Here is a 23428-nt window from a genome sequence, read left to right on the forward strand (position 1 = left end):
AAATTAATTATTAAATGCAATAAACAGAATAATATTTATGCAGTGCATCGTTTAGGAATTCGTGTTGTTTTTAGGGAAAATTAATTTAACGGAAGTTCCCTTTTCGATTTCTGAAAGTATTTCGATTTCTATTTTGTGAAATCTGGCAATACTATGAACGATAGCCAGGCCTAAGCCAAATCCGTTTTCATCACTATTGCCTCGTTTAAATCTATCAAAAACATCTTCCAACAATTCTTTACTCATACCAATACCATTATCGCTAATTTTAATTGTGTAACTTTCGTTATAAAAATCTCCCCAAATATCAATTTTTCCACCTTGCTTATTGTATTTTATTGCGTTGTTAATGATGTTGATGAGCAATGTGTGAATTAGCGCCCTATTTCCAGTAAATTTTAAATCGTTATTAATGTTTTGGTCGTAAATTAAAGCCTTATCGGCAATTCTATCATCAAGATCTTCATAAATATCATTAAGCTCTTCCTTCAAACTTATCTCTTCAGTTTTTAAATATTGGTTATTTTCAACTTTGGAGATAAGCAGCAAACTGTTGATGATAACTTTTAAACGATTAAGCGTTTTTAAAGATGCAAAGATTTTATTTTCATGCTCAACGGGAATTTGGGGTGTATTAAGCATATTTTCAAAACGTGTACTCAATACTGAAATAGGAGTTAGGAGTTCGTGAGATACATTTGCAATAAACTGTTTTTCTAATAAAAAAAGTGTATTAATGCGTTTCATTAATGTGTTAACACTATTATCTAATATTTTAAAATCATCTGTATTTGTAGGTATATTTTCGTAGTTATACAATGTTGGGTCGTTAACCTTATTTATTTTTTTATCAATAATTAAATAAAAAGGTTTCAGCAGGAAGTTTGTGAAGGCAAAATCGGTAATTAGGGTTATCAAAAGAGAAATTACTAAAACGATAAGCATATAAAAACGGATGTAATTTTTAATGCCTTCAAGGGCGGTCATACTTTCGCCAAGCTCCAGTTTATACCAGTTTTTACGATACTGAAACTTGTAATTCAAAATTCTGTAAAACTCAATATCGCCTTCAATTTCACGTTTTTCTGTAATAATATTTGTTGGCGTGTCAATTTGCTTATCATCAATATCTGTTAAAATAATAAACTCTTCTTTGAGGATGTTATAATCGGTAAAACTTTCCTGGTTACTCAATAAACTATCAATTTCCCTGTTACTTAGGTGTTCAATAATTCTCGCTTTTTTCTTTAATAAACGATTATCAAGCTGGTTGTATGCAATTCTATCAAGCGAAAACAATATAATAGCACCTAAAACTAAAATAATTGCAATTTTAGTAATGGCATTATACAGAGAAAACTTGACTTGTAACTTCATTTACGACAAGAGATGTAAGGTGTTAAATGGATGATGGATGATGGAAAATGGAGGATGGAAAATGGATGATGGATGATGTTAAATTTAACATTTGAGAATTGATGACTATAATCCCACTAACAATTTATCCTGTAACCAATACTCCTCACTGTTTCAAACCAATCAATAGGGTTAACTGCAGCTAATTTTTTACGAAGATTTTTAACATGAACATCAACAAAGTTTGAATCTGAATTTACTTCCAGTATATCGCCCCAAACATGTTCGGTTAAACTCATCCTAGAAACCACACGATTTTTGTTTAGCACCAGATAATTAAATATTTCAAATTCCTTTTTAGTTAAATTTAACCTTTCCTCACCAAATGAAACCGTTCTGTTTTGAATATTAAAGGCAAAGCCATGAATATTCACCTCGTTTTTTTCCAGTTTATGCTTTCTTCTAATAATGGCATGCATTCTCGCCAGCAATTCGTTTAGCGAAAAAGGTTTTGGTAAATAATCATCAGCACCTTCATCCAAACCTTTAATTCTATCATCTACAGCACTTCTGGCCGTTAAAACGATTACAGCATCATCTCTATCCTTTAATAATTTTAGTTGCTTTAAAACTTCAAAACCATCTCCATCCGGTAAACCTAAATCCAGTAAAATAAAATCGTAATTGTTTACAAAAATTTTTTCTTCTGCTGATGCTTTTTTCCAGGCATGTTCAATAATAAAGCCTTCTTTGCTTAAAAATTCATTCATTTCAAGCGCCAGGCTTTTCTCATCTTCAACAATTAGTACGTTCATTTTAGTATCAAGTATTTTGTATCAGGTATAAAGATTTGCTGCTCGCTTTTCGTTGATCGTTTTTCGTTGTGGGTTTCAGTTTTCGCTTTTCGCTTTCAACTTTAGTCTTTTCGCTTTCCGCTTTCACTCACTACTAAGTTAATATTTCTTAAAATAATATGGCAAGCATCCTCAATTTCTTCTTTCGAAATAATTAACGGCGGAGCAATACGCATCGAATTACTGCAATGCAAAAACCAGTCTGATAAAATGCCGTCTAAAATACAGGCATCTATAATTTTTTTGTTTATTTCGAAGTTTTGAAACTCTAAAGCCAACATTAAGCCTTTACCTCTAATCTCTTTTATAGCCGGATGAATGAGCAAATTTTTGAATAACTGTCCTTTTTCTTCAACTTCATCAACAATACAATTATCGACCAGAGTGCGTAAAGTGGCTAAGCCTGCTGCACAACAAACCGGATGACCGCCAAAGGTTGTCATGTGGCCCAAAATTGGTGAATGCGAAAGCACCGACATAATTTCTAATGAGCTGATAAAAGCCCCAATTGGCATGCCGCCGCCAATGCCTTTTGCTAAAAGCAAAACATCCGGAACTACATTGTAATGCTCAAAAGCAAACATTTTTCCGCTTCTGCCAAAACCAGATTGTATTTCATCAAAAACTAATAGCGTTTTAGTTGCCGTACATTTGGCTCTTAGCGCTTGCATGTACGCTAAATCGGCAACCCTTATTCCGGCTTCACCTTGAATGGGTTCTATAAAAACTGCGGCAATATCTTCCGTAATTTTATCTAAATCGCTAAGTTTATTATGCTCTATAAAACTAACGTTTGGTAAAAATGGACCATAACCAGATGAGTAGAAATCGCTTTCCATCAAACTTTCAGCACCGTGTGTACTGCCGTGGTACGCATTTTTACAAGCAATGAAACCTTTTCTGCCAGTGTATCGTTTTGCTAATTTCATGGCGCCTTCAACGGCCTCTGTTCCTGAATTTAGAAAATAGGTGCAACTTAAACTTTCTGGTAAAATATCTGCTAAAGCTTTAGCAAAATTAACCTGAGGCGTTTGCACATACTCGCCATAAACCATTAAATGCATATAGGTTTCGGCTTGTTCTTGTATAGCCTTAACCACCGCCGGATGACAATGGCCAACATTACTTACACCAATTCCGGCAATTAAATCCAAATGTTTTTTATCTTCAGAATCGTAAATGTAAACACCTTTCGCCCTTACAAATTCGAGCATTAACGGTTCTGGAGAGGTTTGTGCATTATGTTGTAAAAACAACTGGCGTTGTGTAAGCATGGCACAAAAATACGCAAATGATGTGAATAGCTGTTTAAGCTCCGTTGTTTTTTGATGCTACCTTAACAAATCCATTTCTGTAATTTCTACCAATGGGTATTTTAATGTCATTAACCATCAATATATCTGCATTTCCTACAATTTTTATAAATGGTTTCGATACAATAAAAGAACGGTGTACTCTAATAAAGTTTTCTTCGGTAAATAGTTTACTCAGCTTGGCAAAACTTTGGTCGCTTATAATTTGATAATCTATAGTTTGAATTTTTGTATGGCGCACCTGACTTTCAATAAAAATAACCTCGTTAAATTTTATATTAAATTTCTTTGCTCTGTTTCCTGGTTTTTTAATTAAAAATGACTCTGTTTTTGGTATGGTAGAAGCTTGCTCTAAAACTTTTGACACCAAATTATCGAATTTCTTGTAGGATACTGGTTTTAATAAAAATGCGGCTTCTAATTCAATAGAATCATAAGCGTAATTTTTATGGGCAGTTACAAACACAATTCTTTTTGCTTTATGCCCAATTAGTTTTACCAGTTCTAATCCACTCATTTCCAGCATTTCTATGTCTAGAAATATTATATCTACGGCTTCTGCTTTATTAATGTAACCAAGTGCGGTTAACGGATTAGCAAAGGTTTTAAGTAATGTTAAATTTGGTTTTATACTGATGTAATCTTCTAAAATTTCGAGTGCAGATGGTTCATCATCTATAACATAACAGGTAAACATTTTTCCTTAATTGAGCATTAATTTGGATTAAACTATTAAGGAATGATTGTAACAAAACTATTGAAATAAAATTATTTAATCAAAAATAAATATTTCGATTAGGCAGTTTAAAAATCAAAATATGTCGTTCATGACATGGCATATGTCGTTCATGACATGAGAGATGCTGTTGGTGCAAAAATTTTTATTTTAGTTTTTATTAAAGGAGGTTTGAGGTAATTATTTAAATATAAACCTTAAACAAAGAACAATGAAAAAATTATTATTTATTGGATTGATGTGCTTTGCAAGTTTTGGAGCGTTTGCGAAAGCGAACAGGAATGAAGTTAAAGATGTAAACTCTAATTACAGAATTTCAAGACAAACTTCGTGTACGCAAACCGTAACCGTAACTTATACATTGCCTAATGGCGTTGTACTTCGTGAAACTCAAACTTTTACGGCTACCAGTACTAATCCAGCAATGTTGTGTAGTTTAGCCAGAACAATGGCTGCTATGACGGCCCGGAGTAAAATTGAAGCTTTCTTATCAGCCGCTGAAGGTCCAGAATTGTTTTATACGGAACAAGAAGTGGCGGAAGACTAGAATATCATTAGAATCTCTACCGCTTCTAAATTTTATAACATTTCTATTAAATAATAATATGATTAAATCAATCGTATATGTGTTTTTTTTATTTACACCTATCATTAGCAATGCTCAATCTGGGATATTAAATTATAGCTATACAATTAACTATGATAGTTTAACCATCAACAAACTTCAGTTAAGGGTATTATTCAATAAAAATAAATCTTTAGAAGAAATACTTCCACTGGTAAAACATAATACCGAATTAAAACAGATTGATGACAGCCACAGTCAGATTAATATTACTGTTCCTGATAAGGGGAAGCGCCCATTTCTTTACAAAAATTTTTCACAAAAGAGATTAATTTTATCTGATCAATTTTTTATCAAAAAATATTTGATAGAAGATACTTTGAATAATTTTAATTGGAAGATTACAAATGAGAAAAAAATGATACTAAAGTATAATTGTACTAAAGCTATAACAAACTTTAGAGGTCGTAATTATATTGCTTGGTTCGCAGATGAAATTCCAATTTCTAATGGTCCTTGGAAATTTTGCGGCTTACCAGGTTTGATAATTTGTGTATATGATGATAGGTTAATTTATCATTATGAACTTACAGGTATAGTTTTAGGAACAGAAATAAATGATGAGCGATTAACACTAACTAGCTATTTTAATGAAACCAGTAACAAATTAATATCGCATAAGGAATATATAGATGCATATGAAAGGACCAAAAAACATCTAATAAAATATTCAAGATCTCAGACGACAAATAATAGCACAAGCAAAATTGAAATGTCAGAACAAAAAGAAAAATTTTAATGAAAACAATCTATTTATTTGTAGCAATATTAATCATACCTACTGTTTCATTTGCACAAACTACAGCAACTTTAACTTATAAATATTCAGTTCAATCGCAAATTGGTATGAATGAACTAAACAAGATTATTTATATAGATGGTAGTAAATCGATGGAATATTATATTCCAAAAAAAATATTTTCTTCATCAGAGCAAATTTCTGAAACAGAAATAAGGGAAGTAAAAGTTTCACAATATAAAAGGCAGCATTTTGTACTTAAAAATTTAAAATTGAACACCTTAAAATTGGCAGAGAATATTGGTCCTAAATATTTTTTGATTGATGATTCGCTAAATAATTTTAAATGGAATATAACAAAAGAACATAAAAAAATTCTTAACTATAATTGTACCAAAGCAACTGTTAATTTTCGGGGTAGAATTTACACGGCTTGGTTTGCCGAAAGCATTCCACTGCGGTTTGGTCCATGGAAATTTGGGGGGTTGCCAGGTTTAATTCTTCAGGTTAGCGACAGTGAAAATAAATTTGTTTATGAACTTACCGGCATTGATTTAAAATCTTCATTTGATAAAAATTTATTTAACATTCCTTTAGAATATGAAAAGGAAAGGTTATATACCCATGCTGAATTTATTGAAATTTACAACAAAAAAGTAGCTGATTATAAAGTAATGAGCAAAATCGTTACAACTGATGCTATGGGAGGAACTGGTAGAAGTACCATAACCTTACCCGAAAAACAAGAGAAGTTTTAATGCTTAGAATTATTATTTCTTGTTTTATCGTTCTTTTCGCTTTTAGTAGCGTTGCTCAAACTACCAAAATTAGCGGTTCTGTAAAATCTGGTGGTCAGCAGCTTTCTTCGGCTTCTGTACAATTAAAAACTTTTCCGGAGGAAGAGCTATTGTTTTATGGTTTTTCTGATGAAGATGGCAAATATGAGTTAATTGGGGCTTTGAGTCAATCTAACAAATTTATTGTAATCGTGTCGCACATAGGTTATAAGCGAGATACATTGGTTTTAAACAGAAGTGATTTAAATAAGGAATTTAAGCACAATTTTGACTTATCGGAAGATAAAAAGCAGCTTGATGAAATTTATATAAAGGCACCGCCGGCGGTTACGGTTGATAACGATACCACGAAATACAACGTTAAACAATTTACAAGCCCTGATGATAGAAACCTGGAAAGTGTGATTAAAAAGATGCCCGGAATGGAAGTGAATAAAGACGGCACTATATTCTTTAAAGGTAAAAAAATTAGTAAGGTTTTATTAGAAGGTGATGATTTAACAGGCGAAGGATACAAAGCGATAACCAAAAACTTAAAGCCCGAATTGGTTGAAGAAGTACAGGCTTTAGATCATTACGTAGAAGATGACCTCCTCAAAGGAATTATCAATAGTGATGATATTGTATTAAATCTGAAAATTAAAGATAAGAAAGCCAAAAAGATTTTGGGCAGCATTGATGCAGGCCTTGGAACAATAGATAGGAGAGAGATATCTACCAATCTTATTTCTTTTATTAACAAAACCAAGGCTTTTGCATTTGGCAACCATAACAACGTAAGTAATCAATCGAATAATAACCTTTTAGATTTGGTTGATGAAAACCGAGTTTTTACCGGCAATAATAGGATAATAAGAAATGAGGTTAATGCAATTAACCCATTTGATGACAAGTTAAGCGCAATAGGGCATACCTCACAAGGAAGCTTAAATGCTATAAGCAGACTGAGCGATAAATTTAAAATAAGTTATGCTTTATTTTATGCGAGAAATAAATTATTTGGCGAAACAGCCCAGCAAAATTTATATTTCGGTCCTACAATAGCTTCAACAGCAGCTAATGATAGCAGAAGCAATTTGAATAAAACTTTTAAGGCAGATTTTAATGTAGATTATTTGGTAAAAAGTAATGCCCGTTTAACTTCAAAATTTTCTTACAAGCAAGAACCAAAATACTTTAACAGCACCGCATTCTCAACATTTAATAAAATTGTTGGAGATAGCGTTTTACAATATCAATACGATACCAATAAAACCTTTAATGGATTCTTAAAATATACGGTAAAGCAGAACAAACGCAGCGCCTATTTATTTTCTGCAAAAATTCTGGCCGATGATGTAAATCAGAATTATTATGTAAACTCAAATTTATACAATACAATATCAATTTTTAATAATTCAAACCGCCTGCTTCAAGAAGTTAAAAACATTAATTTCAAGTTAAAATTAGATGCAGAGGCTCTTAAGAGATACAATAGCAGTTTTTTATATTTTAATATTGGTAATGAGCTAAATAGGTTAAACCTAAATTCAAATCTGCTTAATGAAAATGGTAATTCAGTTGGCAGTAACTATGTAAATAGCAGTTTGTTTAATCTCAATCAAACCTATTTTACATCAAAATATGTTTATGATAACCAAACAATAAAAGTTACCGCACAGTTGAAATCTACTTTACAGTTGTTGAACAACCTGGGTAAAGATAGTACCTATATAATTTTAGAACCAGTTCTGTCTTTTGCTTATAAGTTTAATCAAGTTCACAATTTATTTTTTTCTTACGGATATAGAAATACCAATCCTCAGCCTATAGAATATTACGAAAATTATATTCTTACGGGCATCAGGAATTTTAATAGTGGTTTGAGCAATTTTTACAATTATAACACCCATTCTATGGTGATAAACTATGGCTTTAACGATTTTGGAAATAGCTATTTTAATTTAAATGCTTCAATAAATGGAAGTTACAGTAAGTATGGATTTTTATACACTAACTTTTTTAACAACAGTCTAAATTACTCAGAAAAACAGCCCTACAACGGCATTAGTACTTTTGGTGGAAATCTGAACGCTAAAAAATTCGTTCCCTTGCTCAGTTTAAATGTTACCGCAACTTATGCTCCATCAATCACAAATTATTATGCTCAACTTGGTAGTGGAGTTAGCAAATGTACCTCGCTTAATCAAGCTCTAAGTTTTAAAATTAACACTGGTTTTAATTTGCCGATTAACTTTGGTGCAAGCACAGAATTTGTACTTAGCAATACAAAAAGGGAAGGCAATTTAATTGCGACGAATAACATGTATAAATATGCTTTGGAATATAGATATAAAATTAGCCAAAGAATATTTAATACATCTTCCTATAATTTGTACAAAATTAACAACCAAAGTTTTAATGTGGTTGATACCGAAGTTCAATATAATCCACAAAAGGGAAATTTTATATATAGTTTGCAAGGGAAGAATTTAGCCAATATAAAAGCATTTACTAATGCAAACATTAGTGAAACCTCTTCTTCGAGTTATGCTTCAACTGTAATGGGAAGATACGTAATGCTAAATGTAGCTATGTCTATAAAGTAAATCAACGCTTTATAACAAAAAAGTCTTGCATTTTAATCATGCAAGACTTTTTTATTACTGTTTATCTCTAAATCTATTCAGCAACTCTCGTTTAAATGCTTCCTGAGCTCTGTAGTATTTACCAACTGTTTTAATTGGCAAGGCCGATTTTAATTTGTAATAATATTTTTTTTCTAAGTTTAAATCCCTTTGGCGAAAATCGAATTCACTGGTAATTAAACTTTGAACCTGTGCATCACTTAAATTATCAATCTCATCCACTTTTCTAAAAGAAATCATTTTTTGAAAACGCTCTTTACGTAGTGTATTTTGTTCTGCCTGCATGTTGTTATAAATTGGCCAAAACACTTTAGCCTCATCAGCCGATAAATCTAACTTTTTAGTAAAAAAGGCAATCTTTAACGATTCTATTTCTTCACCCCGAGGTCTCTGTGCCCAAAGTATCGAGGGTAACATTAACATTAAAGCTGCAAAAAATAAATTCTTCATTTTATATTAGTTTTATAATTCCTGAGCTAAATCTGTTGAAGTATAATTGCTCAGTATGTAGTTTTCCATTTCTGTATCTGAGGCAGAAACATTTGTTTTTTGTGCGGTATTTTGCGCTTCAACATGCTCAATAATGGTGCTTTCATCAATATCATAAAGCATTGCTTCATTTGCCATCTCAGCAGATTGTAATTGGGCAGTGTTTGCAGTTTCTATATTTTGATTTTGATAAAAATATACACCAAACGATGCCATCAGCACAAAACAGGCAGCGCTTGCATACTTAACAAATCCTTTTTTCCATAAAGGAATTACCATCGCTTCCTTCGGTTTTGTTTCCTCTGCTATTATTTTACTATTAATTCTACTTTGTAGCGTATCAAAGTAATTTTCCGGAACTGCAAAACCCTTAATTGGTAAATTTATTTCATCTAAAGCAATTCTGGTTTCAATCATTTCAGTTAACTCTTCGAAATAATTTGCCGGAACTTCAAAAACGTTACTAGTCGTTTGTTGCTTAAGCTTATCTAAAAAAACCTGGTTCAAAACATCTTGTTCACAATTGTCGAAATATCCTTGAGGAACTACAAAAGGATTACGCTTAACCATAGTGGCGAGGGTAGGCGCTTCTTTAATCCAATCGTTATTTTCTAAATTATCATTCATCACTGTTATATGATACAAAAAATGTGAAAAGGTTTAATAGTCAATCTCATCATTTGTAATAAAAGCCTCAATTTTTTTTGCTGCGATATGAAATGATGCCTTCAAAGCCCCAACTGATGTTCCAAGCACTTCAGAAATTTCTTCATATTTCATATCATCAAAGTATTTCATATTAAAGATTATTCTCTGCTTTTCTGGTAATGTTAAAATTGCCTTTTGCAATTTTAATTCTAGTTTATCGCCGTTAAAATACGATGAAGCCACTAAATTGTCCGCTAGTTCTGATGAAACTTCATCTAACGGTGTATTGTTTTTTAGCTTCTGCTTATTTAAAAAAGTAATAGATTCATTTGTGGCGATGCGATAAATCCAAGTATAAAGCTGAGAGTCGCTTCTAAACTTATCCAGGTTTTTCCAAACCTTAACAAAAACTTCCTGAATTAAATCATCACAATCATCATGATTGAGTACCAACCTGCGGATGTGCCAGTAAATTTTTTGCTGATATTTCTTTAATAATAAGTTGAAGGCTTCATTTCGAGTCCGCTCAACAGCAAACATGGCAAGAATTTCCGAATCTTCAACTTGTTTCATTAATTAGATTTTGATGGTCTGATTTTTTAAAATGCCATTAAATAACTGTTCAATATTTTAGAAAATGAACGTTTATATTTCTTCGGTTAATGCAGTCCTGCTTTACGTTACAAGTCCGCTCCCGAGAAAAATCGGGATTGCGGGCTTTTCACTTCAATCAGGTTTATTTACTGTGGTTCGGTTCTCAAATTCCTACTTCTAATGTCCCTGATTTAAGGAAACCGTTGTCAGTCTGAGCCTGTCGAATACCTTTTTTGTAGACGAAAAACAAAAGTGCCACCCGCTAATTCCTTTTGTGCAGAATTATTGTTTCTAAACCCGACAGCAGCGGCAGCTCCCGATTTTTCATCGGGACTAAAGCGAATGGCGGGACTAAAGTTGCCAAACAGTGCTGCATGTCCGTTTCAAAAAAAATCGACGCCCGGTACTATAATAGTGGGCGTCGGTTTTAATTTATTTCTTTCTGCTGATTACTTTTTGTACAGCTTCTACAATATTCACTGCATCTAAGCCATATTTCGACATTAACTGGTCTGGCGTTCCACTTTCGCCAAATGTATCATTTGTGGCTACAAATTCTTGCGGAGTTGGCAACTCTGTAGTTAACAAACGGGCAACACTTTCGCCTAAACCACCAAATTTGTTATGCTCTTCGCAGGTAACTACGCAACCCGTTTTCTTAACAGATTTTAGAATTGCTTCGTCATCCAAAGGCTTAATCGTATGGATGTTTATAATCTCCGCATCAATGCCAAGCTCAGCCAGTTTCTCGCCAGCCTCAATTGCTTTCCAAACCATGTGGCCGGTGGCAATAATGGTCACATCAGTACCTTCATTAACCATCCAGGCTTTGCCAATTTCAAATTTTTGGTCAGGGTCTGTAAACACAGGTATTACCGGGCGACCGAAACGTAAGTAAACCGGGCCTTCGTATTCTGCAATTGCAATTGTTGCGGCTTTAGTCTGGTTATAATCGCAAGGATTGATAACCACCATGCCTGGCAACATTTTCATTAAGCCAATATCTTCTAAAATTTGGTGTGTTGCACCATCTTCGCCTAAAGTTAGGCCGGCGTGTGATGCACAAATTTTAACGTTTTTGTTTGAATAAGCTACAGACTGGCGAATTTGATCGTACACACGACCTGTAGAAAAGTTGGCAAATGTACCTGTGAATGGAATTTTACCACCAATCGTCATACCGGCAGCAATACCAATCATGTTTGCTTCTGCAATACCAACCTGAGTAAAACGCTCAGGAAAATCTTTAATAAAAGCATCCATTTTTAATGAGCCTACTAAATCGGCACATAGCGCAACTACGTTTTCGTTTTTCTTTCCAGCTTCATGTAAGCCAGCTCCAAAACCCGAACGTGTATCTTTTTTTTCTGTATATGTGTATTTTTTCACGATTTCTTAATTTTTTGTTTGTCGTTTTCTGCTTTTCGTTTTAAGCTTCTGCCTTTTAGCTTTAAACTTTAAACGCTAAACTTTCAACTTTAATAATCTCCCAATGTTTCTGGTAATTGCGCTAAGGCTGCGGCTAATTGCTCATCATTTGGCGCTGTACCATGCCATTTGTGGGTACCCATCATATAATCTACACCAGCACCCATTTGCGTACTCATTAGGTTTAAGATTGGTTTACCTTTTCCTGTTAAGGTTTTTGCATAATGTAAACCTTCTACAATAGCTTGCATATCGTTACCATCGGTATTAATTACATGCCATCCAAAAGCTTCAAATTTTGCCTGTAAATCATCTAAAGCCAATACTTTGCTTGTTGGTCCATCAATTTGCTGACCATTATAATCAACTGAAGCAATTAAATGATCTACTTTATTAAATGGGGCAAACATTGCAGCTTCCCAGTTTTGGCCTTCTTGTAATTCTCCATCACCTAGCAAAGCAAAAATATAACCTTTATCGCCATTTAATTTTTTGGCTAATGCAGCACCAATGGCAACTGATAAACCCTGACCTAACGAGCCCGAAGCAATACGGATACCTGGTAAATGCTCGTGCGTAGTTGGATGGCCTTGTAACCTTGAATCTAGCTTACGGAAAGTTGCTAATTCACTTTTATCAAAATAACCTGCATGTGCAAGTGTACTATACCAAACCGGAGAGATGTGGCCATTAGATAAGAAGAATAAATCTTCTCCGCGGCCTTCCATCGTAAAATCTGTTTTGTGGTTTAAAACTTCGAAGTATAAAGCAGTAAAAAAATCTGTACATCCAAGTGATGCACCCGGGTGGCCAGATTGACATCCGTGAACCATTCTTACGATATCTCGTCTGATTTGCGAGGCAATATCTTCAAGCTCTTTAATTGTATGTTTCATTAAATATGAGGTTGTTGTTACATAACAAAGGTAATATTTTACCTGCTATATTATAATTAGTTATTGATTAAATCTAGTACTTGTTGAGTTGCATTTTTAGTGTCAACCTTTTTAATAATGTGCAAAATTTTCCCCTCTCCATCTATAATAAATGTTGTACGAACGGTGCCCATATATTTCTTACCGTACATATTTTTTTCTGCCCAAACACCATAATCATTTACAATTTTCTGGTCGGTATCTGCAAGTAAGGTAAAAGGCAAACTATGTTTAGTTATAAATTTCTGGTGAGATTTTTCATCATCAACACTAACGCCAAGTACAACAATATCTTTTGCCAGCAAGCCTTGATAATTATCTCTAAAATCGCAGGCTTCTGCAGTGCAACCTGGTGTATCATCTTTTGGGTAAAAATATAAAACAACAGTTTTACCTTTAAAATCACTTAAAGAAACCTGTTCGCCTTTTTCATTTTTTGAAGTGATTGCCGGTGCGGTATCACCTTCTTTTAATTCTGCCATGTTTTTTAAATCATTGATTGTATGATAATGCAATTTAGTAATATAACAACGAATAGTGGATTAGGTTGATGCAAATAATAATTGCTACCTAAAAAATGACACAGAGTAACGTTTGATGTTGTTTTTAACATCATCTACCACTAGTTCGAGCGTATGCTTTCCCGCCGTTGTTCTATCATCAAAGCTATGCCACAAGGTTGCAGTTTTTGCATCAAATTCCATTAAAACCCATTTGCCATCTATGTAGCCATTAAAGCTTTTTAAACCGGATAGATTATCGCTGATTTTGAATAATATTTTTGAGAGACCTGCCATGTTCTTTCCTTCGGAAATGTTAGTAGGGAAAATGCGTGGCGCAATGGTATCAACAGCAATGTAAAAACTGCCAAAAGTTTTTGGGTTAGCTTTTATAAATCCATTAACAAAAGTGCCTCCTTGCGATGAACCACCGGTACTAATTATAAGCGCTTTTTCTCTTAAATCAGCGGGTAAATTATCAGCTTTTATAGAAAGCTCAAAGCCAGTGTGCAATGGTGTGTAGCGGTTATGAATTTGATGGATATTTGAAAAAGCATTACCAGAAGGTTTTGGTGTTTTTTTATAAATGAAATTTAAATCACTATATAATGTGCCTATCGGGAAAACTGCTTTTATTTCATCATTACTAAACTCATTAATTTTATTAAAACCAAAAACGATACCTGATGGAATAGTTGTGACAATAGCAGCGGCGGAACCTGCCTGAACTGAAAATGCCAGCGTTGAAGCATTTCCTTTAGAATCGGTTATGATGTAACGAAGTTGATGAATTTCTCCGTCTACAAAATTTATTTTACCACTGTTTATCAAATTACTGTAGATGGTTAATGGATTTCCAGGCTCTACAAAGCTTTTTTGAATGCTTCTTTTGGTATTCAGAAAAACTGGATAGTCGATGTGGGAATTAATTGCCTTGCTGTCTTCAAAGGCAAACCTTTCCAAAGCAGAGGTATAAATCATTTTTCCATCAAGCTCTAACTGGATAGAATAAACGCCGTTCAAACCTGATAAACCATTGTGCCTATCGGTTGTAACCACACCGAAACCAATCTCGCCAGTTAAACTCACCGGGGCAGCAGCCTTGTAAACGCCATTGCTACCACTAATGGCAATAGCTTGTTTCGCTGTGGCTTCGCTAAATGGCTTTCCGTTTAATTTATAGGCATATAAACTGTAAATTACGGGCGGAATATTATCCGGAATATCAATTCCAAAAAACTGCGGATTAATCGTTTCCTCAGTTTTGCTATCTCTAATTTCGAAGTGTAAGTGTGGGCCACCAGAACTGCCGCGGTTACCCGACCACGCAATAACTTCACCTTTACGTACCGGAATGAGCATTTGATCTGGAAATTCATCCAGCTCGAAAGATTTCTTTTCGTATTCTAAGTTTTTTACAATTGATGCAATTTTTGGAGCAAAGCGTTGCACATGTCCATAAACAGAGGTGAAACCATTTGGGTGGTTAATGTAGATTGCTTGCCCGAAACCACTATTTTGTACGCGTAACCTGGATACGTAGCCATCAGCTACTGCGTAAACCGGATAACCTTCACGTTGGTTGGTTCTAAAATCGATGCCAGAATGAAAGTGATTCCCCCTTATCTCGCCGAAAGAACCCGCTAATGCTGGTGGAACAATATCTAAGGGCTGCCTGAAATAGGTTAAGGGATATTTATTATTGCTAAAAATTTGTTGTGCGTAAACTGAACTGCCTGATGTTGAAAATGTAAAAATTAGAGCGGCTGATATCGATTTGTTTTTAATTGCCTTTATAATGTACATCTCTTTATTTAACCTCAAAATTTAAAAGTTGTTTTCCTTCTAGCCAGGCTTCCAATTTATCGCCTTTATTAACTTTGCCTACACCTTGCGGCGTACCTGTAAAAATAAGGTCGCCTTTTTTTAAAGTAATGTATTGCGATACAAAGCTTATTATTTTTTCGAACGAGAATAAAAGATCTTTAGTACATCCTTTTTGTTTCGTTACACCATTTAGCTGGAGTTCGAAATTTAAATTGTATAAATCCTCATAATCTGTTTTTGGTAGAAATATACTTACCGGTGCAGAGTTATCAAAAGCTTTAGCAAGTTCCCACGGCAGGCCTTTTTCTTTATGTTTACTTTGAATATCCCTTGCAGTAAAATCAATACCCAAGCCAATTTCATCGTAATAGGTTGATGCAAATTTCTCGGCGATATGCTTGCCTTCTTTACAAACTTTTAAAACAATTTCTAATTCGTAATGCACATCATCAGAAAAATCCGGATGATAGAAGGGTTTGTTGTCTTTTAAAACAGCAGTATCGGGTTTTAAGAATATTACTGGCGTTAGTGGAACCGGATTATTTAATTCTTTTGCGTGTTCGGCATAATTTCGGCCAATGGCGATAACTTTCATTCTTAATTAATTTGAGATAATAGAATTGAGGTTCTGAATAAACCTCCTGAATCACTCAAAAATAGAAAAGATATTGGTGTTATAAAACTGAGATTCGTTTTACCTGATATTCTGCACCCGCTACAACCCTTAAAAAATAGATGCCGGCATTGAGCCTGCTTGGTACAATAAAACTTTTAGTTTGCTCGCCCGAGGTAAAACGTTCGTTTGCAAGGGTTACAACTTCATTACCTAATAAATCTATAATTTTAATGGTAACCTGGGTGTCTTTATTCAACGATAAAATAATATTCAATTGGTCTTCTACCGGGTTAGGGTAAATTTTTACAATGGTTAAAAGTTTATCTTTTGGAGATGCACTTACAGTTTTAGTATTAGTGCCGGAGTAGGCATCGAACATACTTGTGCTGCTGGTAACATGATTGTAAAGCGGTTTATACGGCTGAATATTGGCTTTTATTTCGGGGATTTTACTTGAGGGTTTTGGCCTTGTTTTTAGACTAAAACGAGTGCTATCTGATTGTTGAGCCCAAGAATTAATGCCACAAAACATTAGCATACATGTTATGCATGTAATATTTAAGAGAAGCATTATCTTTGGGTAGAGTTTCATCAAATTGTATAGCAAATGTATTAATTTAATACAAAGAAATTAAACATTTTAATTAAACATATTAATTTAACACAATTTAACAATAAATTTTGTTTTTTTACGTATCAGATAATTCTAAAATTTAACAAAAACGTTTTAGCGGTGCCTTAAACGTTTTTTTCTTGTTGTTGATGCCATCAGTTTTATTAGTGTTGAAAATACACAATAAATTGGTTGTTAAATTGTTATAGTTAGTTTACTTTTGCCGCACTAAAAATATATCGAAGTGTCAAATCATAAAAATGTAAATGCGCTAACTGCCGGTGGGGTTTTAATTAGTTTGGGTATCGTTTTTGGCGATATCGGTACTTCACCCTTATATACGCTAAACGCGATTTTCACGACAATATTAGGCGGTAAACAGGATATTAATCCAACCAATGTTTTAGGTGTATTATCTTGTATCATCTGGACATTAACGCTACAAACCACTATTAAATATGTTATTATAACATTAAGGGCTGATAACAAAGGTGAGGGCGGAATATTTTCACTCTTCTCTTTGGTTAGAAAAAAGGCAAAATGGCTCGTTGTGCCTGCTGTTGTTGGTGGCTGCGCTTTACTTGCCGATGGTATAATTACACCTAGTATTACCGTAACATCAGCCATTGAAGGCTTAACAAATAAATTTGATGTGCCTGTAATTCCAATCGTTTTAACCATTTTAACGATTCTTTTTATTATACAGCAATTCGGAACAAATTTGGTAGGTAAACTTTTCGGCCCTGTAATGTTTGTTTGGTTTGCCGTTTTAGGTGTTTTAGGACTTTCTTTTATTGTAAAAGATTTAAGCATTTTAAAAGCTTTTAATCCCTATTATGCTATTCATTTACTTGTAACTAACAAACTCGCTTTTCTTATTCTTGGTGGTGTGTTTTTATGTACAACAGGAGCAGAGGCCTTATATTCTGATTTAGGTCACTGCGGAAGGAACAACATTCGCATAAGCTGGATTTTTGTAAAACTTACCTTAATATTAAACTATTTAGGTCAAGGCGTTTGGATTTTGCAAAACAGCCAAACCTATATTCCAGGTGCTAAAATGAACCCTTTCTTTCAAATTGTGCCCGACCAATTTCAGGTGCCAATGGTTATTTTGGCAACTATGGCTGCGGTTATTGCAAGTCAGGCCTTAATTAGCGGCTCATTTACACTTATTGCTGAAGCCGTTCGTTTAAACCTTTGGCCAAAAATAAAAATCGTTTATCCATCAGTTTCTAAAGGCCAGCTTTATGTTCCATCCATAAACTGGATGCTTTGGATTGGTTGCTGCGGTATCGTTTTTCTTTTTCAAAAAGCAGAAAAAATGGATGCTGCCTATGGTTTATCAATTACCATTGCAATGTTAATGACAACCATTTTGGTTAGTTTTTATTTGCGTAGCAGGCGTTTTCCAAAGTATTTAATAGCAACATTCTTTTTCACTTATGTGATTATAGAAGGTACATTCTTAATCAGTAATTTAACTAAATTTTTACACGGCGGTTGGGTAACAGTAATTATTGGCTCTTTGTTATTTACCGTTATGTGGAGTTGGTTTATAGCAAGAAAAATCAAAAACCGCTTTGTTAAATACGTAGAAATTGAAGATTATTATCAAATTTTAAGCGAGTTGAGCAGCGATGAATCTGTTCCAAAATATTCGTCGCAATTGGTTTATTTAACCAGTGCAAACTTCAAAACGGAAATCGAATCGAAGATTATATATTCAATAATTCAAAAGGAACCAAAACGTGCCGATGTGTATTGGCTGGTTCACGTAGATGTAATGGATGAACCTTATACTTTAGATTACAAGGTGGAGTTTTTAATCCCAGGCAAACTGATACGTATCGATTTTAGATTAGGCTTCCGCATAGAACAACGCGTAAACCTGCTTTATCGTAAAGTTGTAGAAGAGTTGGTGAAAAATGGCGAAATTGACATCACCAGTCAATATACATCATTAAATAAACATAAAATTACGGGCGATTTCAGGTTTGTGTTGTTAGAAAAACACTTATCTAAGTTTACGAAATTGAGTTTTTATGAACGTCAGATAATGGATTACTACTTCATTCTCAAAAAGTTAAGTTTATCAGAAGAGCGAAGTTTTGGTTTGGATAGCAGTTATGTTGATGTAGAAAAAGTTCCTTTAATTTTTGTTACGCCAGACGATATCGAATTACACAGACTACCAGTTTAGCATGCGGAAATTTTTGTTAATCGGGGCAATTTGTCTGTTTATTTTGGGGCCTATCGCAAAAATCCTCAAATGGAACAATTCTGATGTTTACATGATAGCATCATTTGTTGGCTTGGCAACCATTACGATTATGGCATTTGTGAAGAAGAAATAAAAAAATACTTTATCGCAAGTCTCTTAATGTTCAATCATTAAGAGACTTTTTTTATTAAAAAATATTTGAAGCATAAAGTAAGTACTGCTTACAGGAGGCAGGCAATCTTTATGGTAACGTTACAATAATGATTTATCACAATTTGTATGTATCACCATCATCTAAACTTTATCTAATAAAACATTACAGCTATTTATTTGTCGATATTATATGATAAATGACACAACACTTAGTAATTTTACTCAAATACAGTTTATTGGAATTTTAATGATTTTATTCGGCTTTATGCTGTTTGCTTTAGTTTTAAGGCGTCAACTTTTAAAAAGACAGGTTCAGGGAATTTCTAAATTTGTAACAACTGATAGAACCTCGTTTTCTAAAAGATCGGAAAATGCGCTTCAAAGAATTGGTATATTGTTGGCGCTTAGTGGAATACTGATTATTACAGTTGATGCGTTAAGTCAATATGAAAAACCCATTGAAAATCAAACAACTCAGTTAATCGATATTTAAAAAATGCTCACCAAAAAATTAGTCTTTCTTCTTTTAATTTTTAGTTATTCTTCAAATGTATTTGCCCAATTAAATGCTGATACGATTAGCAAACAAACTCTCGCTATAAATGAGGTAAAGTTGATTAAAGATCAGCAGCAAAAGCAAATCGATTCTTTAGTTAAAATTCAATTAGAAGAACAATTAAAAAGTGCAGTTGGCGATAAATCAAAAACTAAAATGCTTGAAGATAAGCTTCGGAGCATTGCAGTAAGCGATTCAATAAGGAGCATTGAGCAGGCAGAAGAAATCAAAAAATTAAAAGCGCATGCCAAAGGTTATCCTGTAATACTAAATGCCGATACACTATTTAACATATATACCCGAACAGGCTCTTTTAGTGCAATGGAGCGTGCAGCAGGAATCTCAAAAAAGATAAATACGCTTTATCATGATGCTTTTTATTCGCAAGACTCTTTGAAGATAAAATCCTCTACAGATAATTTTGATATAGTTTACAAAAACCAGGAAATTATTATGACCGTTTCCAACCTTGATGGGTTATGGTTTGGAACAACAAATGCAAAATTGGCAGAAAAATATCTTAAGGAAATTAAAACTACTGTACAAGCGGAAAGAGAATCTCATAGTTTGTTAAATTGGGCAAAAAGAATAGGTTTAGTTGTACTAATAATTGCTTTACTGATTATTATGGTGGCTTTCATCAATTGGATTTTCAGGCAAAGCCGCAAATACATCATCAACCGTACACAAAAAATTAAGGCTGGCTTAAAGCTTGGTACAGTTAAAGTTGTACCAGCAAGCGATCTTGAACTTATCTTTTTAAAGATTAACAGCGCTGTTAGGTTATTGGTAACCTTGCTTCTTATTTATCTATCATTGCCATTATTATTTAGCGTTTTTCCAGAAACTGAAAGCTGGACGAGTACCTTACTAAATTGGATTTTAGGACCTTTAAGAATAGCCCTCAATAGTATTTTCGCTTATATGCCTAATCTCTTTACGATTTTAGTCATCTATTTCATCTTCAAGTTTACGCTCAAAGCAATTAGATACTTTTTTTACGAAGTTAAACGCAGCAATATTCAAATTAATGGTTTCCATGCCGAGTGGGCGATTCCAACGTTTAATATATTAAGGTTTATACTTTACGCCTTCATGCTCGTTATCATCTTCCCTTATCTTCCGGGTTCAGGGTCGGCTGCATTTCAAGGTGTATCTGTATTCTTGGGTATATTAATCTCTTTAGGTTCATCAAGTGCCATAACTAATATAGTAGCAGGCTTGGTTATCACTTATATGAGGCCCTTCAGGATTGGCGATAGGGTTAAGATTGGGGAAGTAACAGGTGATGTAATCGAGAAAACTATGTTAGTCACGCGGATTAGGACGATTAAAAATGAGGATGTAACCGTACCAAATTCAATGGTGCTTTCCAGTAGTACCGTAAATTACTCTAGCCAGGCTAAAAAAAATGGATTAATTATTCACTATGAAGTAACCTTAGGATACGATGTGCCTTGGCAAAAAGCTTATGAAATACTAATAACTGCTGCATTAAAAACAGAATTTGTTATGGATATTCCAAAACCATTTGTACTGCAAACCAAGCTAAACGATTTTTACGTTTCTTACCAAATTAACGCATATACGCATGAAGCCGGAAAGCAGGCTTTAATTTACAGCAGCCTTTTAGAACACATACAGGAAGAGTTTAAAGCAGCAGATATTGATTTGATTTCGCCTAATTATAATGTAATAAGGAAGGAATAAAATAAATAACCATCACGAAAATGAGTTTGAGGTAATTAATTTACCTCTCTAGCCAGTTTACTATTTCTAAATCCATAGGCAAAATACACAATTAAGCCAATTACCAGCCAAATGCCAAAACCAATCCAGTTCGAAATTCCAAGCTCACACATCATATAAAGGCAGCTAATTAAGCCTAAAACAGGTATTAATGATAGGTTTTTAGTTATGCAGTAATAGCAAATCATCACGCAGATGATTAGAAAAATCCACATTGGTATTTTGTGTTTGAAAAGGCTCCAGCCACTTTCATATTTTTTATCGATGGTTATTTTCGATGCGGCAATAAACTGCTCGTATCTATCGGGAGTTAATCCGCTTAAGTAAGATTCCGCATCAATTTTATCGCTTAAAATAATCTGTGGAGCGGCATTTTTTACAATTTCACTTTTAACTATTTTTAATTCATCGCCGTTTAATGAAGTAACAAAATTTACGGTTTGGATAGTTTTAGGTGAATTTAAAAAGAATGCTTTCGTTTCTTTGCCATATTGTACAAAAGCGAATACCATTGCTGCCACAAATGCAACAGGTACTATAAATTTGCTGTTTACATAAGGTATTTTGAATTTGCCACGTTGCACATCCGGACGGTTTTGTAATACCAAAACGCCTGCGCAAACCAATACAAAGGCGAACAAAGTTCCGATAGAACAAAGGTCGGTAACGATGGTTAAATTCATGAAAAGCGAAGGCACAGCCACCACGAAACCTACAACAATGGTTGCAAATGATGGTGTTTTATATTTTGGATGAATTTTAGAAAAGGATTTTGGCAATAAACCATCGCGACTCATGCTCATCCATATACGAGGTTGACCCATTTGGAATACTAAAAGTACGCTAGCCATTGCAAAAACGGCACTAACGGCAATTATACCACTCATTAATTTCAAATCAATCTGGTCGAAAACGAAAGCTAGCGGGTCGCCTACAGCTAAGGTATCAGATTTAACAATTCCAGTTAAGATAAGGGCAATTGCAACATATAAAATTGTACAAATTATAATTGCCCACATCATACCACGAGGTAAATCTCTTTGAGGGTTTTTACATTCTTCTGCGGTTGTAGAAATTGCATCGAAACCGATATAAGCAAAAAACACTGCCGATACACCTTTCAAAACACCGCTAACACCGTTCGGGGCAAAAGGATTCCAGTTTTTAGTATCAACGTAGAAGATACCAACAGCCAGAACTAAAAGGATAACAGCAAGCTTAACAACAACCATTGCATTGCTTGCATTTCTGCTTTCCTTCATGCCACGGTAAATTAATCCCGTGATTAAGATAATAATACCCAATGCCGGAATATCAGCCACTAAATGAAAGCCACCAATTTGAGGTGCAGTTAACCAGGCGTTGTTGGCCAATGCAGTTGCAGTATCTAAATCAGCAAGGTTTTTGCCTGCAGCTAATAGTGCTTCTGCTTGTTTGTGGCCATTATAAGCACTTAAGTAATCCATTGTCATCCAATCGGGTACGTGGATGCCTTCTATACCGAGGGCGGGAATTTTTATGGTGGAGAGTAATCCGGTAAAATAATCAGACCAGGAAATGGCCACTGTAATGTTGCCAATGGAATATTCCATAATTAGCGACCAACCGATTATCCAGGCCACTAATTCGCCAAAAGCAACGTAAGAGTATGTGTATGCGCTACCAGAAACCGGAACCATTGATGCAAATTCTGCATAAGCAAAAGCTGCAAAACTACAAGCAACCGCCGTAAAAATGAATAAGAAAATTACCGCCGGACCGCCATCAGCACTGGCTTTACCAATGGTACTGAAAATACCCGCACCAATGATGGCTGCAATACCAAAAGCTGTTAAATCGCGAACACCGAGGGTTTTATGTAAAGAACTATCATGGTCGCCATAGCCTTTTGCCGCATCTTGTAATATCTTGGAAATGGATTTCTTTCTGAATAGCTTTTCGAACATTTGTTTTGGTTGTTGTATTCTTCAAACTTAAAAAAATATCAGTTAAAAACGTTTAAAGCAAGGTATAAAATTATTAACGATAATTCTTTGTCATGTTTTATAG

The 23428-nt window shown here is 34.1% G+C and carries 21 protein-coding genes; 7 read left to right on the plus strand and 14 right to left on the minus strand.

What is annotated here, in order from left to right:
- Positions 1–51: 51 nt before the first annotated feature.
- The 4 genes from LUA90_RS17465 to LUA90_RS17480 all read right to left on the minus strand — a co-directional run bounded on the left by LUA90_RS17465 (position 52) and on the right by LUA90_RS17480 (position 4220).
- On the minus strand, positions 52–1377 hold the full coding sequence (locus tag LUA90_RS17465) for a HAMP domain-containing sensor histidine kinase (RefSeq protein WP_231491897.1): 1326 nt from the start codon (positions 1375–1377) through the stop codon (positions 52–54).
- Between the two features lie 116 nt (positions 1378–1493).
- Positions 1494–2171: a response regulator transcription factor gene (locus tag LUA90_RS17470; protein ID WP_231463276.1), complete on the minus strand. Its 678-nt coding sequence runs from the start codon at positions 2169–2171 to the stop codon at positions 1494–1496.
- 101 nt (positions 2172–2272) lie between these two features.
- Complete coding sequence (locus tag LUA90_RS17475) at positions 2273–3484, minus strand: aspartate aminotransferase family protein (RefSeq protein ID WP_231463274.1); 1212 nt, start codon at positions 3482–3484, stop codon at positions 2273–2275.
- A gap of 34 nt (positions 3485–3518) precedes the next feature.
- Positions 3519–4220 (minus strand): LytTR family DNA-binding domain-containing protein, encoded by a 702-nt coding sequence (locus LUA90_RS17480; RefSeq protein WP_231463272.1) that lies wholly within the window; start codon positions 4218–4220, stop codon positions 3519–3521.
- 250 nt (positions 4221–4470) lie between these two features.
- Between LUA90_RS17480 and LUA90_RS17485 the strand changes: the two genes are divergently transcribed.
- From LUA90_RS17485 to LUA90_RS17500, 4 genes are read left to right on the plus strand one after another with little or no spacing between them, the layout of a single operon-like run.
- Positions 4471–4806: a hypothetical protein gene (locus tag LUA90_RS17485; protein WP_231463270.1), complete on the plus strand. Its 336-nt coding sequence runs from the start codon at positions 4471–4473 to the stop codon at positions 4804–4806.
- Between the two features lie 58 nt (positions 4807–4864).
- Positions 4865–5623 (plus strand): GLPGLI family protein, encoded by a 759-nt coding sequence (locus tag LUA90_RS17490; RefSeq protein ID WP_231491898.1) that lies wholly within the window; start codon positions 4865–4867, stop codon positions 5621–5623.
- Positions 5623–6381 carry a GLPGLI family protein gene (locus LUA90_RS17495; protein WP_231463266.1) on the plus strand — a complete coding sequence of 253 codons (759 nt, stop codon included), beginning with the start codon at positions 5623–5625 and terminating at the stop codon, positions 6379–6381. The genes LUA90_RS17490 and LUA90_RS17495 overlap by 1 nt, the downstream gene beginning before the upstream one ends.
- Entirely contained in the window at positions 6381–9008 is a 2628-nt protein-coding gene (locus tag LUA90_RS17500; protein WP_231463265.1) for a hypothetical protein, read from the plus strand. The genes LUA90_RS17495 and LUA90_RS17500 overlap by 1 nt, the downstream gene beginning before the upstream one ends.
- 54 nt (positions 9009–9062) lie before the next feature.
- On the opposite strand, the gene LUA90_RS17505 is transcribed toward LUA90_RS17500, so the two are convergent.
- The 9 genes from LUA90_RS17505 to LUA90_RS17545 form a co-directional block, all read right to left on the minus strand.
- Positions 9063–9497 (minus strand): hypothetical protein, encoded by a 435-nt coding sequence (locus LUA90_RS17505; RefSeq protein WP_231463263.1) that lies wholly within the window; start codon positions 9495–9497, stop codon positions 9063–9065.
- 12 nt (positions 9498–9509) lie between these two features.
- Complete coding sequence (locus LUA90_RS17510; protein WP_231463261.1) at positions 9510–10163, minus strand: hypothetical protein; 654 nt, start codon at positions 10161–10163, stop codon at positions 9510–9512.
- Positions 10164–10196: 33 nt separating this feature from the next.
- On the minus strand, positions 10197–10757 hold the full coding sequence (locus tag LUA90_RS17515; protein WP_231463259.1) for an RNA polymerase sigma factor: 561 nt from the start codon (positions 10755–10757) through the stop codon (positions 10197–10199).
- A gap of 453 nt (positions 10758–11210) precedes the next feature.
- A complete protein-coding gene (locus LUA90_RS17520; protein ID WP_231491899.1) occupies positions 11211–12167 on the minus strand; it encodes a transketolase family protein in 957 nt (318 codons plus the stop codon).
- A gap of 89 nt (positions 12168–12256) precedes the next feature.
- Positions 12257–13102, minus strand: a complete 846-nt coding sequence (locus LUA90_RS17525) for a transketolase (RefSeq protein ID WP_231463255.1) — start codon at positions 13100–13102, stop codon at positions 12257–12259.
- Positions 13103–13158: 56 nt separating this feature from the next.
- Positions 13159–13623 (minus strand): thioredoxin-dependent thiol peroxidase, encoded by a 465-nt coding sequence (bcp, locus tag LUA90_RS17530; RefSeq protein ID WP_231491900.1) that lies wholly within the window; start codon positions 13621–13623, stop codon positions 13159–13161.
- A gap of 84 nt (positions 13624–13707) precedes the next feature.
- A complete protein-coding gene (locus tag LUA90_RS17535; RefSeq protein ID WP_231491901.1) occupies positions 13708–15447 on the minus strand; it encodes a M23 family metallopeptidase in 1740 nt (579 codons plus the stop codon).
- 4 nt (positions 15448–15451) lie between these two features.
- On the minus strand, positions 15452–16063 hold the full coding sequence (locus LUA90_RS17540; RefSeq protein WP_231491903.1) for a fumarylacetoacetate hydrolase family protein: 612 nt from the start codon (positions 16061–16063) through the stop codon (positions 15452–15454).
- A 79-nt stretch (positions 16064–16142) separates the two neighbouring features.
- Positions 16143–16616 (minus strand): T9SS type A sorting domain-containing protein, encoded by a 474-nt coding sequence (locus tag LUA90_RS17545; protein WP_231463247.1) that lies wholly within the window; start codon positions 16614–16616, stop codon positions 16143–16145.
- A 325-nt stretch (positions 16617–16941) separates the two neighbouring features.
- Between LUA90_RS17545 and LUA90_RS17550 the strand changes: the two genes are divergently transcribed.
- The 3 genes from LUA90_RS17550 to LUA90_RS17560 all read left to right on the plus strand — a co-directional run bounded on the left by LUA90_RS17550 (position 16942) and on the right by LUA90_RS17560 (position 21340).
- Positions 16942–18900, plus strand: coding sequence for a KUP/HAK/KT family potassium transporter (locus LUA90_RS17550; protein ID WP_231463245.1), 1959 nt, complete (start codon positions 16942–16944; stop codon positions 18898–18900).
- Positions 18901–19264: 364 nt separating this feature from the next.
- Complete coding sequence (locus LUA90_RS17555) at positions 19265–19567, plus strand: hypothetical protein (RefSeq protein WP_231463244.1); 303 nt, start codon at positions 19265–19267, stop codon at positions 19565–19567.
- 3 nt (positions 19568–19570) lie between these two features.
- Complete coding sequence (locus LUA90_RS17560) at positions 19571–21340, plus strand: mechanosensitive ion channel family protein (RefSeq protein WP_231491905.1); 1770 nt, start codon at positions 19571–19573, stop codon at positions 21338–21340.
- Between the two features lie 35 nt (positions 21341–21375).
- Here the strand turns inward: LUA90_RS17560 and LUA90_RS17565 are convergent, their stop codons facing one another.
- On the minus strand, positions 21376–23325 hold the full coding sequence (locus tag LUA90_RS17565; RefSeq protein WP_231491907.1) for an amino acid permease: 1950 nt from the start codon (positions 23323–23325) through the stop codon (positions 21376–21378).
- Between the last annotated feature and the right edge of the window lie 103 nt (positions 23326–23428).

This window comes from Pedobacter sp. Leaf170 (assembly GCF_920984665.1).
Classification (GTDB): Bacteria; Bacteroidota; Bacteroidia; order Sphingobacteriales; family Sphingobacteriaceae; genus Pedobacter.

Coding starts and splice junctions, on each gene's coding strand:
- LUA90_RS17465 (WP_231491897.1), bottom strand. CDS start 1,377: ATGAAGTTACAAGTCAAGTTTTCTCTGTATAATGCCATTACTAAAATT.
- LUA90_RS17470 (WP_231463276.1), bottom strand. CDS start 2,171: ATGAACGTACTAATTGTTGAAGATGAGAAAAGCCTGGCGCTTGAAATG.
- LUA90_RS17475 (WP_231463274.1), bottom strand. CDS start 3,484: ATGCTTACACAACGCCAGTTGTTTTTACAACATAATGCACAAACCTCT.
- LUA90_RS17480 (WP_231463272.1), bottom strand. CDS start 4,220: ATGTTTACCTGTTATGTTATAGATGATGAACCATCTGCACTCGAAATT.
- LUA90_RS17485 (WP_231463270.1), top strand. CDS start 4,471: ATGAAAAAATTATTATTTATTGGATTGATGTGCTTTGCAAGTTTTGGA.
- LUA90_RS17490 (WP_231491898.1), top strand. CDS start 4,865: ATGATTAAATCAATCGTATATGTGTTTTTTTTATTTACACCTATCATT.
- LUA90_RS17495 (WP_231463266.1), top strand. CDS start 5,623: ATGAAAACAATCTATTTATTTGTAGCAATATTAATCATACCTACTGTT.
- LUA90_RS17500 (WP_231463265.1), top strand. CDS start 6,381: ATGCTTAGAATTATTATTTCTTGTTTTATCGTTCTTTTCGCTTTTAGT.
- LUA90_RS17505 (WP_231463263.1), bottom strand. CDS start 9,497: ATGAAGAATTTATTTTTTGCAGCTTTAATGTTAATGTTACCCTCGATA.
- LUA90_RS17510 (WP_231463261.1), bottom strand. CDS start 10,163: ATGAATGATAATTTAGAAAATAACGATTGGATTAAAGAAGCGCCTACC.
- LUA90_RS17515 (WP_231463259.1), bottom strand. CDS start 10,757: ATGAAACAAGTTGAAGATTCGGAAATTCTTGCCATGTTTGCTGTTGAG.
- LUA90_RS17525 (WP_231463255.1), bottom strand. CDS start 13,102: ATGAAACATACAATTAAAGAGCTTGAAGATATTGCCTCGCAAATCAGA.
- bcp (WP_231491900.1), bottom strand. CDS start 13,623: ATGGCAGAATTAAAAGAAGGTGATACCGCACCGGCAATCACTTCAAAA.
- LUA90_RS17535 (WP_231491901.1), bottom strand. CDS start 15,447: ATGTACATTATAAAGGCAATTAAAAACAAATCGATATCAGCCGCTCTA.
- LUA90_RS17540 (WP_231491903.1), bottom strand. CDS start 16,063: ATGAAAGTTATCGCCATTGGCCGAAATTATGCCGAACACGCAAAAGAA.
- LUA90_RS17545 (WP_231463247.1), bottom strand. CDS start 16,616: ATGTTTTGTGGCATTAATTCTTGGGCTCAACAATCAGATAGCACTCGT.
- LUA90_RS17555 (WP_231463244.1), top strand. CDS start 19,265: ATGATAAATGACACAACACTTAGTAATTTTACTCAAATACAGTTTATT.
- LUA90_RS17560 (WP_231491905.1), top strand. CDS start 19,571: ATGCTCACCAAAAAATTAGTCTTTCTTCTTTTAATTTTTAGTTATTCT.
- LUA90_RS17565 (WP_231491907.1), bottom strand. CDS start 23,325: ATGTTCGAAAAGCTATTCAGAAAGAAATCCATTTCCAAGATATTACAA.